The organism is Candidatus Thiopontia autotrophica, assembly GCF_982804495.1.
Genome location: NZ_CEYDPX010000006.1, coordinates 1 through 13,426, shown reverse-complemented (window position 1 = coordinate 13,426; position 13,426 = coordinate 1). Strand labels below are relative to the sequence as shown.

General features: G+C 47.6%; 21 protein-coding genes. 19 read left to right on the top strand and 2 right to left on the bottom strand.

The features are described 5' to 3' along the window. Positions 1-119 precede the first annotated feature (119 nt). The 11 genes from hisB (at position 120) to tatC (ending at position 6,489) form a co-directional block, all read left to right on the top strand. Positions 120-713, top strand: a complete 594-nt coding sequence (hisB, locus tag AC3ZFK_RS03240; RefSeq protein ID WP_487506381.1) for an imidazoleglycerol-phosphate dehydratase HisB — start codon at positions 120-122, stop codon at positions 711-713. A gap of 1 nt (position 714) precedes the next feature. After that, positions 715-1,368, top strand: a complete 654-nt coding sequence (gene hisH, locus AC3ZFK_RS03235; protein WP_487506380.1) for an imidazole glycerol phosphate synthase subunit HisH — start codon at positions 715-717, stop codon at positions 1,366-1,368. A gap of 14 nt (positions 1,369-1,382) precedes the next feature. Further along, positions 1,383-2,117 carry a 1-(5-phosphoribosyl)-5-[(5-phosphoribosylamino)methylideneamino]imidazole-4-carboxamide isomerase gene (gene hisA, locus AC3ZFK_RS03230; RefSeq protein ID WP_487506437.1) on the top strand — a complete coding sequence of 245 codons (735 nt, stop codon included), beginning with the start codon at positions 1,383-1,385 and terminating at the stop codon, positions 2,115-2,117. A gap of 9 nt (positions 2,118-2,126) precedes the next feature. Next, positions 2,127-2,900, top strand: coding sequence for an imidazole glycerol phosphate synthase subunit HisF (gene hisF / locus AC3ZFK_RS03225; protein WP_487506379.1), 774 nt, complete (start codon positions 2,127-2,129; stop codon positions 2,898-2,900). Further along, positions 2,897-3,292: a phosphoribosyl-AMP cyclohydrolase gene (gene hisI, locus AC3ZFK_RS03220; protein WP_487506378.1), complete on the top strand. Its 396-nt coding sequence runs from the start codon at positions 2,897-2,899 to the stop codon at positions 3,290-3,292. The genes hisF and hisI overlap by 4 nt, the downstream gene beginning before the upstream one ends. Beyond that, complete coding sequence (locus AC3ZFK_RS03215; RefSeq protein WP_487506377.1) at positions 3,289-3,981, top strand: lipid-binding SYLF domain-containing protein; 693 nt, start codon at positions 3,289-3,291, stop codon at positions 3,979-3,981. Before hisI ends, AC3ZFK_RS03215 begins: the two co-directional genes overlap by 4 nt. After that, positions 3,978-4,298, top strand: coding sequence for a phosphoribosyl-ATP diphosphatase (locus tag AC3ZFK_RS03210; RefSeq protein WP_487506376.1), 321 nt, complete (start codon positions 3,978-3,980; stop codon positions 4,296-4,298). The genes AC3ZFK_RS03215 and AC3ZFK_RS03210 overlap by 4 nt, the downstream gene beginning before the upstream one ends. Beyond that, the gene (locus AC3ZFK_RS03205; RefSeq protein ID WP_487506375.1) at positions 4,299-4,640 is read left to right on the top strand and encodes a histidine triad nucleotide-binding protein; all 342 of its coding nucleotides are present in this window, start codon (positions 4,299-4,301) and stop codon (positions 4,638-4,640) included. Between the two features lie 66 nt (positions 4,641-4,706). After that, on the top strand, positions 4,707-4,949 hold the full coding sequence (gene tatA / locus AC3ZFK_RS03200; RefSeq protein ID WP_487506436.1) for a Sec-independent protein translocase subunit TatA: 243 nt from the start codon (positions 4,707-4,709) through the stop codon (positions 4,947-4,949). Positions 4,950-4,990: 41 nt separating this feature from the next. Further along, positions 4,991-5,386, top strand: a complete 396-nt coding sequence (tatB, locus tag AC3ZFK_RS03195; RefSeq protein ID WP_487506374.1) for a Sec-independent protein translocase protein TatB — start codon at positions 4,991-4,993, stop codon at positions 5,384-5,386. Continuing rightward, positions 5,386-6,489, top strand: a complete 1,104-nt coding sequence (gene tatC / locus AC3ZFK_RS03190; RefSeq protein ID WP_487541376.1) for a twin-arginine translocase subunit TatC — start codon at positions 5,386-5,388, stop codon at positions 6,487-6,489. The genes tatB and tatC overlap by 1 nt, the downstream gene beginning before the upstream one ends. Before the next feature lie 26 nt (positions 6,490-6,515). Here the strand turns inward: tatC and gpmI are convergent, their stop codons facing one another. After that, positions 6,516-8,066 carry a 2,3-bisphosphoglycerate-independent phosphoglycerate mutase gene (gene gpmI, locus AC3ZFK_RS03185; protein ID WP_487506371.1) on the bottom strand — a complete coding sequence of 517 codons (1,551 nt, stop codon included), beginning with the start codon at positions 8,064-8,066 and terminating at the stop codon, positions 6,516-6,518. Positions 8,067-8,188: 122 nt separating this feature from the next. On the opposite strand from gpmI, the gene AC3ZFK_RS03180 reads away from it, so the two are divergent. From AC3ZFK_RS03180 to AC3ZFK_RS03150, 7 genes are all read left to right on the top strand, one after another. Next, positions 8,189-8,530, top strand: coding sequence for an ArsR/SmtB family transcription factor (locus tag AC3ZFK_RS03180; RefSeq protein ID WP_487506370.1), 342 nt, complete (start codon positions 8,189-8,191; stop codon positions 8,528-8,530). Positions 8,531-8,768: 238 nt separating this feature from the next. Then, the gene (locus tag AC3ZFK_RS03175; protein WP_487506369.1) at positions 8,769-8,996 is read left to right on the top strand and encodes a YgaP family membrane protein; all 228 of its coding nucleotides are present in this window, start codon (positions 8,769-8,771) and stop codon (positions 8,994-8,996) included. Positions 8,997-9,027: 31 nt separating this feature from the next. After that, positions 9,028-9,456, top strand: a complete 429-nt coding sequence (locus tag AC3ZFK_RS03170; protein ID WP_487506368.1) for a rhodanese-like domain-containing protein — start codon at positions 9,028-9,030, stop codon at positions 9,454-9,456. Positions 9,457-9,477: 21 nt separating this feature from the next. Beyond that, positions 9,478-9,732, top strand: a complete 255-nt coding sequence (gene grxC, locus AC3ZFK_RS03165; protein WP_487506367.1) for a glutaredoxin 3 — start codon at positions 9,478-9,480, stop codon at positions 9,730-9,732. 3 nt (positions 9,733-9,735) lie between these two features. Next, on the top strand, positions 9,736-10,170 hold the full coding sequence (gene trxC, locus AC3ZFK_RS03160) for a thioredoxin TrxC (RefSeq protein ID WP_487506366.1): 435 nt from the start codon (positions 9,736-9,738) through the stop codon (positions 10,168-10,170). A 39-nt stretch (positions 10,171-10,209) separates the two neighbouring features. Continuing rightward, positions 10,210-10,680 carry a protein-export chaperone SecB gene (gene secB / locus AC3ZFK_RS03155; protein WP_487506365.1) on the top strand — a complete coding sequence of 157 codons (471 nt, stop codon included), beginning with the start codon at positions 10,210-10,212 and terminating at the stop codon, positions 10,678-10,680. Between the two features lie 23 nt (positions 10,681-10,703). After that, positions 10,704-11,738, top strand: a complete 1,035-nt coding sequence (locus AC3ZFK_RS03150) for an NAD(P)H-dependent glycerol-3-phosphate dehydrogenase (RefSeq protein ID WP_487506364.1) — start codon at positions 10,704-10,706, stop codon at positions 11,736-11,738. A 96-nt stretch (positions 11,739-11,834) separates the two neighbouring features. Here the strand turns inward: AC3ZFK_RS03150 and AC3ZFK_RS03145 are convergent, their stop codons facing one another. After that, positions 11,835-12,287 carry a tRNA (cytidine(34)-2'-O)-methyltransferase gene (locus AC3ZFK_RS03145; protein WP_487506435.1) on the bottom strand — a complete coding sequence of 151 codons (453 nt, stop codon included), beginning with the start codon at positions 12,285-12,287 and terminating at the stop codon, positions 11,835-11,837. A gap of 44 nt (positions 12,288-12,331) precedes the next feature. On the opposite strand from AC3ZFK_RS03145, the gene AC3ZFK_RS03140 reads away from it, so the two are divergent. Continuing rightward, positions 12,332-13,297, top strand: a complete 966-nt coding sequence (locus AC3ZFK_RS03140; protein WP_487506363.1) for a dihydroorotate dehydrogenase — start codon at positions 12,332-12,334, stop codon at positions 13,295-13,297. Positions 13,298-13,426: the final 129 nt, after the last annotated feature.

Genomic DNA, 13,426 nt, shown 5'->3' with positions numbered 1-13,426 from the left:
TATCAAAAAACCCCCTATTTTTCTGTAACTACGCTCTCAAACTGTTCAAACTGGGGCAATAACCGGTTATTCTATAGCCTTACAAATAAACCCTTAACGCAAGAAACATTTAACTTCCCATGACTAACCGTATTGCCAATATCAAACGCGACACCCTGGAGACCCAGATTGAGGTCTCTGTTGATCTGGATGGAAGCGGCTCTGCAAAACTCAACACTGGTGTCCCATTTCTGGAACACATGCTGGATCAAGTTGCCCGTCATGGTGTGATTGACCTGGAAATCAATGCGTCTGGTGATCTACATATTGATGGACACCACACAGTTGAGGACATCGGAATATCTATTGGTCAGGCAGTCAACCAGGCTCTTGGAGATAAAAAAGGAATTCGCCGTTACGGCCATGCATATGTTCCCCTGGATGAGGCGCTTTCCCGGGTGGTCATAGACTTTTCTGGTCGACCAGGAGTTGAGTTCAATGCCACATTTCCCAGCACAACAGTAGGGGAATTTGATACCGAATTATTTTTTGAGTTCTTCCAGGGCTTTACTAATCATGCGGAGGCTACTCTACACATCGATGTAATCAGAGGCAGAAATAGCCATCACATTGCCGAGACAATCTTCAAGGCGTTCGGACGTGCTATTCGGATGGCTGTGGAAGCTGACGAGCGGATGAAAGGGCAACTGCCCTCCACCAAAGGCTCGCTCTAAAGTGTCCACTCTGGCCGTAATTGACTACGGTATGGGAAACCTGCGCTCGGTCTCCAAGGCGTTGGAGCATGTTGCGCCTGACCTCAATGTGGTTGTAACTGATAATGCCGAGACAATACTTTCTGCAGACCGGGTAGTATTTCCAGGTGTTGGCGCAATGCGTGACTGTATGGATGAACTTGAGAAGAGAGGTCTGTCTCAAGTTGTGCGTGATGTTGCCATAGACCGTCCATTTTTTGGTATCTGCCTGGGGATGCAGCTTCTGCTTGAACAAAGTGAAGAGAATGGTGGCACCAATGGGCTCGGCATTATCAGTGGAGAGGTAAAACAGTTTCCTGACCCTCTAATGGAAAAGAGCGACACAGGCAGCGAGAGGTTAAAGATTCCACATATGGGCTGGAATCAGGTAAAACAGAGCATAGATCACCCAATGTGGTCCACGATTGAGGACAAGAGCCGCTTCTACTTTGTGCACAGTTACTATGCAGAACCCGGCAACAGTGATGAGACTGCTGCAACCACCCATTATGGATTTGATTTTGCATGTGCACTCTACCGAGACAACCTGTTTGCTACACAATTTCACCCAGAAAAGAGCCAACATGCCGGCCTGCAATTATTGAAAAATTTCACTGATTGGAATGGACAACCATAATGCCTAATGAACCTATGATTATCATTCCTGCCATCGATCTAAAGGATGGAAAATGTGTGCGCCTTCGTCAGGGCATCATGGAGGATGAGACCATATTCTCTGATGATCCAGTTGCCATGGCTGCCCAGTGGGTTGAACAGGGGGCTCGTCGTCTCCATCTTGTTGACCTTAATGGTGCATTTGATGGTGAACCAAAAAATGCGGGAGTAGTCCATGCCATTGCTGCTGCCTATCCCAATCTTCCAATTCAGATTGGTGGCGGTATCCGTACCCATGAGACAGTCCAAACCTATATTGATGCCGGCGTAGAGTATGTAATTATTGGCACCAAAGCGATTACCGACCCATCCTTTATTCGAGATCTTTGCAGTGAATTTTCTGGTCACGTAATTGTGGGCATAGATGCCAAGGACGGTAAGGTTGCAATAAATGGCTGGGCCGAGGTCTCTGATCAGGACGCAACCGATGTTGCCAAATCCTTTGAATCTGACGGGGTATCCTCTATCGTCTACACCGATATCAGTCGAGACGGGATGATGCAAGGTGTCAATGTGGATGCCACCAGAAAACTGGCCGACTCCGTCAATATACCTATTATTGCCTCTGGAGGAATCACCAACATGGATGATATCAAGGCACTCTGCAAGGTTGCTGACCACGGCATCATGGGAGCAATAACCGGGCGAGCGATCTATGAAGGGTCTCTGGATTTTGCTGAGGCTCAACATTACTCTGACCAACAAAATTAGGGGTTTTTTATGGGGCTGGCAAAACGTATTATCCCCTGTCTTGATGTCGATCAGGGACGTGTGGTTAAAGGAGTTCAGTTTGTCGATATTCGTGATGCTGGAGATCCGGTTGAGGTAGCTCGGCGCTATGATGATGAGGGGGCTGATGAGATAACATTTCTTGACATCACCGCCAGCCATGAGGGACGTGACACTATTGTTCATGTGGTAGAACAGGTGGCCAGCCAGGTTTTTATCCCTCTCACCGTTGGTGGGGGCATACGTGAGGTGGCCGATGTTCGCCGTATGCTTAATGCTGGTGCCGACAAGGTGGCTATAAATACCGCCGCCGTTTTCAACCCCGAGTTTGTACGTGAGGCATCTGACCGTTTTGGATCGCAGTGTATTGTAGTTGCCGTTGATGCCAAAAGAGTCAGTACCGAAGGTGAGCCTCTAAAGTGGGAGATATTCACCCATGGTGGGCGCAAAGCAACAGGAATTGATGCCATAGAGTGGTCGAAGAGGATGGTTGATTACGGTGCTGGAGAGATCTTGTTGACCAGCATGGACCGTGACGGAACCAAACAGGGGTTCAATCTGCCCCTTAACAAAGCGGTAAGTGAAGCAGTATCTGTACCGCTCATTGCCTCTGGTGGAGTTGGTAACCTGCAGCACCTGGCTGATGGAGTTATCAAGGGTGGCGCAGATGCCGTACTGGCAGCCAGCATATTCCATTTTGCCGAGTATACTGTTGGAGAGGCAAAGGCCTTTATGGCAGAACAGGGAATAGAGGTTAGATTGTGAGTAATCCCACGAAATGGCTAGATGAGATCAACTGGACAGAGGATGGGCTGGTACCTGTTATCGTTCAAGAGGCAGAAACTGGAGATATCCTGATGTTTGCCTGGATGAATCGTCAGTCACTACAACTCACTACTGAAACTGGGCATGCCGTATACTGGTCACGCTCCAGAGAACGCTTATGGCACAAAGGAGAGGAGTCTGGGAACCAACAGATTGTCAGTTCTATACGCCTTGATTGTGATGAAGATGTGGTGCTGATCACAGTTGAACAGCGTGGCGGAATTGCCTGCCACACTGGACGTCACAGCTGTTTCTACCGTGAACTGGAGGAAGATCAGTGGAAAACTATTGCACCGGTACTGAAAGATCCAAAGGAGATGTATCGACAATGAGAACACTCAAGACCCTGGTCATTGCCTTGGCATTTATTCTGGCACCACTTCAGGCTATTGCAGGAGGCAAAGAGACCGCAACCATCTGGTCTGCCATACAGGTGCTGGAAGATGTGCTGGTTGGCCCTGAGGAGGAGAGCATCCCGTCCTCTCTATTACAAAAAGGTGATGGAGTAATAATCCTCCCAGGCATGATTAGCGTTGGTTTTGGGGTTGGAGTCAGACACGGTAATGGGGTGATGCTATTCAGAAAAGATAAAGAGTGGAACAATCCTGTCTTTGTCTCCATGAGTGGGGCCAGCTATGGGTATCAGATTGGCGCCCAATCCAGTGATGTTATTCTTTCCATAAAGCGTCCCAACAGTATTGAAAGCCTGCTGGATGGCAAATTGACCCTGGGAGTTGACGCATCAATGTCTGCCGGGCCTATTGGTCGAGATACTACCGCTGCAACTGACCCCCTGCTGAGAACAGAAATCTACTCATGGTCACGCAGTAAAGGGCTGTTTGCCGGAGTTGCGCTTGATGGTTCTATCCTTACCATTAATGACGAGGCAAATGCACGCTTCTACGATAAGCCTGGAATCAGCGCCAGTGATATTATCGAACAACCCACAAACAATCGTTCCAGCGGACTGCGCCGACTCAAGGAGCTGCTCAACCAGCACATTACCAGGGAGTCCCCATGAGTAATATTCTCAACGAACTCACATCAATTCTGGAGGAGCGGAAGAGCGCAGATCCACAAGAGTCCTATGTCTCCAGTCTCTACCACAAGGGAATTGACACAATCCTGAAGAAAGTTGGTGAAGAGGCTACAGAAACTGTCATTGCTGCAAAAGATGGGGATCATGCACAAATCGTCTATGAGATGGCAGATTTATGGTTTCACTGCCTGGTACTGCTCTCCCACCAAAACATATCACCTGACGAGGTTTTATCTGAACTGGAGCGGAGACTGGGTGTCTCTGGCCATGAGGAGAAGGCCTCCAGGGAGAGTGTATAGATGAGTGACGACTGTCTTTTTTGCAAAATGGTATCTGGTGAGGTTCCGGCGGACATTGTCTATGAGGATGATGAGATCATGGTATTCAGGGACATCTATCCGAAGGCTGATGTACATCTGTTGATGATCCCAAAGAGACATACCGAGAGCCTGGCTACACTTACAGCAGAAGATGATGCTCTGACATCAAAAATGGTTAGGCTATTACCGGAATTGGCACATACACAGGGGCTGGATGGAGGGTTTCGCACCATTATCAATACCGGTGCAGATGGAGGACAAGTGATCTTTCATCTTCATATCCACCTGCTGGGAGGTAAAAATCTCCCCGGCTTTGGCTAAAGCCATTATAATCTCAGGATTATCTACCAGATATTTCTTTAAATTTATTACAAGGGAGTAGTGACGATGGGCGTTGGAGGCATTGGAATTTGGCAGTTACTGATAGTACTGGTATTGGTTATCCTGATCTTTGGAACCAAGAAACTGAAAAATGTGGGCGGTGATCTTGGAGGAGCTATCAAGAGCTTCAAGAGCGCTGTCAAGGATGGAGACAAAACCGAAGAGCCTGCTGCAGAACCTGCGCAGTTGAATCAGGCTGAAGAGGATGTCATAGAAGGTCAGAAGGTCGAAGAGAAAGACAAGGTTTAACGTAGCAGCAGAGAGGAACCCCTCTCTTCTGACATCTCTCTATGTTTGATATTGGATTCTGGGAACTGACTATTATCGCTGTGGTCACTCTGCTTGTAGTAGGGCCAGAGCGAATGCCGGCGCTTGCACGCACGGCCGGAAAATGGTTTGGCAAAATTTCACGCTTTATTAGCTCAGTAAAATCTGACATTGACCGTGAACTCAAAGCGGAAGAGATGAAGAAGGTGATGGAAAAACATGCATCTACTGCCGGTTTGCATGACATTATTGAAGAGACCCAAGCTGATATGAAAGAGATTCATGAGGCAACCGAAGAGATGGTAAGCGCCACCAATGAGGTAGCCCAGGAAGCTGAGGACTCATCTGCTCCTGTCGATCAAACTGACCCCAAAGAGAAAGCGGAAAAAAAATACAATAGTGATGACGAGTACTACTGATGAGCAATAGTAGTCCCGAAGGAATTTCTGCGGAACAGACATTTGTCAGCCATCTGATTGAACTGCGTGACCGTCTGTTACGAATAGTGATGGCTATTCTGGTTGTCTTTCTTGGCCTGTTTGCCTTTGCCAACGATATCTATCACTACGTAGCCAGCCCCTTGATGGAGCTCCTCCCGGAGGGGCAGAGCATGATTGCTACCGGTGTAATCTCTCCCTTTCTGACACCCTTCAAGCTGACGCTGATTTTCTCTTTCTATATTGCAATTCCCTATATCCTCTATCAGGTATGGGGGTTTGTTGCGCCAGGCCTTTACAAGCATGAGCGCAAGATGGTGATGCCGCTGGCAGCATCAAGCACTGTTCTCTTTTATACAGGCATGGCATTTGCCTACTATGTGGTATTTCCGCTGATCTTTGCCTTCCTCACCACCACCGCACCTGAGGGGGTTGAGGTAATGCCGGACATGAAGGACTACCTGGACTTCGTGCTCAAGCTCTTCTTTGCATTTGGGGTCGCCTTCGAGGTTCCAATTGCTACCATCTTGCTGGTCTGGATGGGAACTACTACTCCTGACAAGCTTCGTGAAAAACGCCCCTACGTTATCGTTGGCGCATTTGTTATTGGTATGCTGTTGACTCCGCCAGACATGATCTCCCAAACCCTACTGGCAATTCCCATGTGGATTCTGTTTGAGGCAGGGATTATATTTTCAAAGTTCTTTATGCCAAAAGATGATGATAGCAACAGCTCTACGGACAGCACTCCTCCGAAAAGTCCATCACCCAACTCTCCATCAGGAGGCAGTTCATCATCACAGCCAGATGAAGACGATGGTCCAACCGAGGAGGAGATGGAGGCTGAGCTTGATCGAATTGAGGCCGAAGAGGATAGAGAAGAGGACAGAGAAGAGGAGCTTGAGCGCGCTGAACGTGCACGCAAAAAGGCCAGGAAAATGGCGGACAATGTTCGCATGGACCACTACGAACCCCCCATTTCAAAACGTTATGAGCCTCTGGATGAGGTCAGCGAAAAGCTCCTCGATGAGGAGCTGGATATGATGGATGGAACATCCGGAACCGAGCCTGACTCTTCTAAATAAGCCCCCTCAACCAGCCGGTCTCATCTTCAGGACTCTTGTAACAGACTCTCTCCTGTCATCTCGGCAGGCACCTTCAACCCTAAAATATGTAGCATAGTCGGCGCAATATCAGATAGTGCGCCTGATGAGACACGATCAACTGAGATACCATCTCCTATATAAATTAGTGGAACCGGATTCATAGTGTGCGAGGTATGTGGTTGGCCAGTTTCACGGTCACACATGGTTTCACTATTACCATGATCTGCTGTCAGCAACATATCGCCATTAGCCTCACGAATAGCTGCTACCACCTTGCCCAAACAGTGGTCTAGTGACTCAATCGCCTCAACTGCCGCATCCATCTTTCCGGTATGACCAACCATATCTGAATTGGCAAAATTACAGATAATGACATCATATTTGCCCCCTCTTATCTCATCTACCAGACGTGCCGTTACCTCATATGCGCTCATCTCTGGCTGCTGATCATAGGTCTCCACATCTGGGGAACAGATAAGCAATCGATCCTCATACGGATATGGCTCCTCTCTGCCCCCGTTAAAGAAGAAGGTGATATGGGCATATTTTTCAGTCTCGGCAATTCTCAACTGATGCAGTCCGAACCTGGATATATACTCACCAAAAACATTTGGCAATCTGTCCGGCGGAAAAGCTACCGGAATCCCGTACCCCTTCTTGTACTCGGTGAGAGATGTGATGGAGCCAAAGTGTGGCCTTGATTCGCGCTCAAATCCCTCGAACTCCTCCATGATCATGGCCTCTGTCAGTTGACGAGCCCGATCAGAACGATAGTTCATCAACAGCACGACATCTCCATCCACCATTTTGATGGGTGACTCCCCATCTTTTGCAATAACTGTTGCATCGACAAATTCATCGCTCTCCCCACGAGCGTAAGCCATCTCCAGCGCCTCCATTGCGCTATCTGCTCTATACTCGGCAACCCCCTCAACCATTGAGCGATACGATTTCTCAACCCGTTTCCATCGTCGGTCTCTATCCATTGAGAAATGACGCCCAATGACAGAGACGATAGCACCTGCCCCGCACTCACCAAATACGGCCTCCATCTTGTCAATGGATGAGGCTGCACTCTTTGGTGGGGTATCACGGCCATCCAGAAATGCATGTACATAAATCTTCTCCGCACCATGCTCTGCTGCCATTTTGACTATAGAGTGAATATGCTCTTCATGGCTATGAACACCACCTGGCGACAGCAGGCCAACAACATGGATGGCACTGCCGCTCTTTACAGCATCATCTATTGGTGTAACCAGTGTTTGATTAGAATAAAACGAGTGGGTACGAATGGAACGACATATTCTGGTGTACTCCTGATAGACCACACGACCTGCACCAAGATTGAGATGACCAACCTCAGAGTTTCCCATCTGATCTGCCGGCAACCCAACCTCTGCGCCATGTGTAGCAATCAATGCATGTGGATTTTCTTCCCATAATTTATCCCATACCGGGGTATCTGCAGTGACAATTGCATTGCAGTCTGAGGACTCTCTATATCCCCAGCCGTCCAGAATACAGAGGAGTACCGGGCCGCGTTTAGAACTCATACAAATAGATTCATCTCGAAGTAGACATTGGTCTCGTTATTATATAATGTCACGCTTTATAGATGTGAATAGATGTTGGCTGATGTGAAAAAACAACTCAAGGATAGAGGGGAATCACTAAAATGAGTAAGGTGGAAACGCTGGAAAACAGTGAGTGTGACGAGGCAGACAACCTGCTTGGAAATGATGAAGATATTGATCGTGCATCACGATCACTGAAAGCAATGTCACATCCGCTTCGTCTAAAGATTCTCTGTGTACTGGGAAAAGATGAGTTGAGTGTACAGCAGATAGTTGATGCAGTAGGCACATCTCAGAGCAACATATCACAACACCTGTCCACACTGCGTGACCGTGGAATTCTGGATTCATACAAGGATGCAAACCGGGTCTTCTATATGGTTGGAGACAGTAGAACACTCAAGCTAATCGGTATGATGAAAGAGGTTTTCTGTCGCTGTTAAGGAAGCTCTGATGAAGTCACTTTGTGGCCCAATCAGATCTCCCTCACAAGTTATCCTGTGGGGACTATAGAGTCCTTCCCCCACAACCCCATCCCATCAGGCTTTTTCAGAGGTTTCTTACCTGCTGTTGCTGGCGGTAATTTTCTCGCCATCTACCACTCCTGAATATAGATTTTGGCTATAATATGGGGTCTGATGCTCTATATCTGCAACACAACCTGTCTTTAAGGAGAATACAATGACAAGAGAACAGATCCTGCGTATCCTTGCCGGCTTCTTTGTCCTGCTTTCACTGTTCCTGGATGGAACCATATCAACGGACCCAAGCTGGCTATGGTTTACTGCATTTGTTGGACTAAATCTGTTTCAGAGTGGCTTTACCGGATTCTGCCTGCCGGAAAAAATTCTATCGGCAATGAATATCGGCAAACCATGTAGCTGGACTGAAGAGAACCCCAGCACCTAATAACAACTACTTAAACAAGAGATCGATGTTCATGGAAGAACTATCAACCTTTATATTCAACAACTGGGAGCTGGTTGCTGCCTTTGTGATGACGCTAGTTATGCTGTTCTTCAATATTTATGGGGATCAGTTGCGTGGATTTGAATCCATCACTCCTGAAGCCGCCATTCGCCTTATGAATGAGGATGACACCGTGTTGCTTGATGTACGCGCCAAGGATGAACTGACAAAAGATGGGCAGATCAAGGGGGCATCACATATTCCCCTGAACCAACTCAAAAACAGCCTTGGCGATCTGGACAAACACCGTACACATCCAGTTATTGCTATCTGCAGATCTGGTCAACGCTCTGGAGTTGCCTGCTCACAGATGAAAAAAGGCGGGTTTGAAAAGGTCTATAATCTCAAGGGTGGTATTCGCTCCTGGAAAAATGCCGGCCTCCCTGTCTCATACAAATAACTGTAGCTGTAATATAAATATATGCCAAAAATTGAAGTTTATTGCACCAAGACATGCCCGTACTGCCGTATGGCTGAGGCCCTTCTGGATAGAAAAGGGGCCGAGTACACCAAAATATTTATTGATGGTGACAGTGATGGGTGGGCGCAAATGGAGGAGCGTAGTAGACGCAAAACGGTTCCGCAGATCTTCATTGGGGAGACCCATGTGGGCGGTTTTGATGATTTATCTGCACTGAATGCGGCAGGCAAACTTGACCCGTTGCTGGAGGGGTAACAGATGACAGATAGCCTTCATATTGTCTGCCCGCACTGTGACGGCATCAACCGCCTTCCTGCATCCAAACTTGTCTCTGATGGAAAATGTGGCAAGTGTCACAACTCACTGTTTGATGGCAATCCAGTTGATCTGGGAGCCCATAATTTTCAGCGTCATATTGAACGCAACGATATCCCTGTTGTGGTCGACTTCTGGGCCAGTTGGTGCGGCCCATGCAAAATGATGGCTCCTGTATTTTCGCAAGCAGCAAAACAATTACAGCCCCACTATCGTCTTGCCAAGGTAAGTACGGAGCAGGAGCAGGCCATTGCGGGGCAGTATGGCATTCAGAGCATCCCCACACTCGCAATTTTCAAGCATGGAAAGGAGATTGCCCGCCAGGCTGGAGCCATGGACCTTAGCAGCCTGACTCAATGGGTTAGGCAATTTCAATAATTTAGATACAACCACGAGAATCCCTACAAGAGAACAGTTATGAGTGAAGAACAGACAGAACAAACTTTTGAAATCCAAAAAATATACCTGAAGGATGTCTCTTTTGAGTCACCCAAATCACCCGCCATATTTCAAGAGAAGTGGGAGCCTGTGAGCAATCTTAATATTGGAACACAGCACCATAAAATTGGTGAAAACCTCTATGAAGTCGTAATCACTATGACCACCACCGTTACTGTAAATGATGAGACCGCATTTCTCGCAGAGATTCAGCAGGCAGGTATATTTGCTCTTGCCGGATTTGAGGAGGGGGCTCTGGGACATGTGCTGGGTTCATACTGTCCAAACACCCTGTTCCCATATGCTCGTGAGGCCATCTCTGATCTGACAACAAAAGGTGGGTTCCCTCCTCTAGTACTGGCACCAGTCAATTTTGATGCCATCTATGCAAAGCGCCAGCAAGAGATGCAACAGCGTGAGGAGTCCGACACTAGTGAGACAAAGCACTAAAGGCTATCCAGACTAAAGCCCAAATGTCGTCATCCAGCCAACCAAAAATGGTAACTGTTCTGGGGGCAGGGTCATGGGGGACTGCTCTTGCTATACAGTTATCTCGCAAGAGCCATGATGTTACCCTCTGGGGACACTCACCAGACCATCTGAAAACCATAAGCAGAGACCATGAGAACCGGCAATATCTACCTGGTGTGCAGATGCCGGGGTCACTCTCTCTGAATCCAGATATCGCCTCGGCAGTTGAAGTTGCCGAAATAGTAGTTGTTGCAGTTCCAAGTCACGCTTTTCGAACCACCCTGCAAAAAATCCGGAGCACGATTCCTGACGACACTACAGTTGTCTGGGCAACCAAAGGGGTAGAGAAAGAGTCACACAAACTTCTTCATCAGGTTATTGAGGAGGAGCTTGGTAGTGGAAGAAAAAAAGCACTGCTCTCTGGGCCAACCTTTGCCAAAGAGGTTGCGCAGGGACTACCAACTGCCGTAACCATTGCATCAGATGAAATTGAACATGCGCACACTATTGCTGAACTGTTTCATAGTGAAACTTTTCGTTGCTATACAAGTAATGATATCCCTGGTATTGAGATTGGTGGTGCCACCAAGAATGTATTGGCTATTGCGGCCGGTATCGCTGATGGTCTTGGCTTTGGTGCCAACTCAAGAGCAGCACTGATTACCCGTGGCCTTCATGAACTAATAAAGCTTGGCACGGACTATGGTGGGAAGGCAGAAACCTTTATGGGCCTTGGTGGCCTTGGAGATCTGGTGCTTACCTGTACTGATAACCAATCAAGAAACCGTCGATTTGGGATAGCAATTGGTAAAGGTAAAACTGCAGAGGCGGCACTCAAGGAGATTGGCCAAACTGTAGAGGGATTTGATGCGGCACGCGATATAAACCAGATAGCATTATCAAGGGGGATAGAAATGCCTATTACAAAACAGGTCGCAGATGTGCTTCACAACAACAAGAACCCAAAAATGGCTGTACGTGATCTTCTGCAACGAGGGCTCAAAACAGAAAACCAGGAAACCTCTGAAAAAGCTTAATGGGATGGGGGTTTGAGGGAAGGGCTCTATCGTCCCCATAGAATAACTTGTAAGGGAGATCTGATTGGATCACGAATTGACTTAATCAGAGCCTCCCTAAAAACCTGTCTGACGCAACCCTTCATAGAGAACAACTGCGACAGCATTGGAAAGGTTCATGCTTCGACTCCCTCCAACCATGGGGATGCGTATCCTCTGACCTTGTGGAAAGCTGTTTCGTATCTCCTCCGGCAGCCCTCTGGTCTCAGGTCCAAAAAGAAAAGTATCTCCACTTCTATATTCAGGCACAAAATGTGATTGCGTTGCATGAGTTGTCGAAGCAAAAATTCTCGAGCGATCAAACTGTTGCAAACATAAATCCAGTGTCTGATACTCCATGACCGAAGCATGCTCCAGATAATCCAACCCGGCCCTGCGCAGTCGCTTCTCATCCATCTCAAACCCAAGAGGATGAATCAGATGAAGTTGCGCCCCAGTGTTCGCACAAAGTCGTATAATATTCCCGGTATTTGGGGCAATCTCCGGCTCATAAAGAACAATATTCACCAACACTCCTTGAGATCTAATCTCTAAATCGACTGGATAGTATCATTATGGAAAAACCATCACTAGCAATAGAGTTCTGCGGAATCAGAATGAAAACCCCGGTAGTGTTGCTATCTGGATGTGTCGGCTTTGGTGAAGAGTACACACGTATTACTGGATACTCCAACCAGGAGGTCGGTGCGATCTGTCTAAAAGGAACAACTCTTGAGGCAAGATTAGGGAATACCCCACACCGTGTTATAGAGACCCCTGGAGGAATGATCAACTCCATTGGTCTACAAAACCCTGGAGCCAGACATGTTATTGAGGATATCATTCCCAGACTTGACCTGAGTGAAACCAGATATATAGCAAATATCTCCGGCTCCAGTATCGATGAGTATGGAGAGATCACAAAATTATTTGATGATTCTCCCGTAGACGCAATCGAGATCAACATCTCCTGCCCCAATGTAAAAGATGGTGGTGCCGTATTTGGGAATGATCCAGAGGTCTCTGCCCGTGTAGTAGAGGCCTGTAGAAAGGCAACAACCAAACCGCTCATTACCAAACTCTCACCCAATCAGACCGATATTGCCGACAGTGCCCAGCACTGCATAGATGCCGGAACCGATGCCTTTGCCGTAATCAATACATTGATGGGCATGTCTATTGATATCGAGAAACGCAGGCCAGTTATCGGCAACAACCAGGGCGGACTATCAGGCCCCGCCATCAAACCAGTTGCCTTGCGCATGGTTCATCTGGTCCATCAGGTCTGCAAAGATCACAATATCCCGATTATTGGTCAGGGCGGAATCTCCAGTGCAGAGGATGCACTCGAGTTCATCATTGCCGGCGCCACTGCCATAGGGGTTGGAACAGCCCTGTTCAATGACCCATTAATCTGTAAAGAGATCAACCAAGGCATTGTATCTTACATGGAGAAACATCAAATAAACTCTCTATCAGAGCTTACCGGGACGTTAAGTCTTAATCAGCCCGCTCCAGCAACACCAGCCTGCAACTGTTAAGGAAGCTATCCTATGGGGCTACCTGCAAACCTGCAGACAAAAGAAAACCCGTAAAGGAGATCCTTTACGGGTTTTCGGGATATAAGCCTAGTAATGTCCTACTCTCACATGGGGAAACCCCACACTACC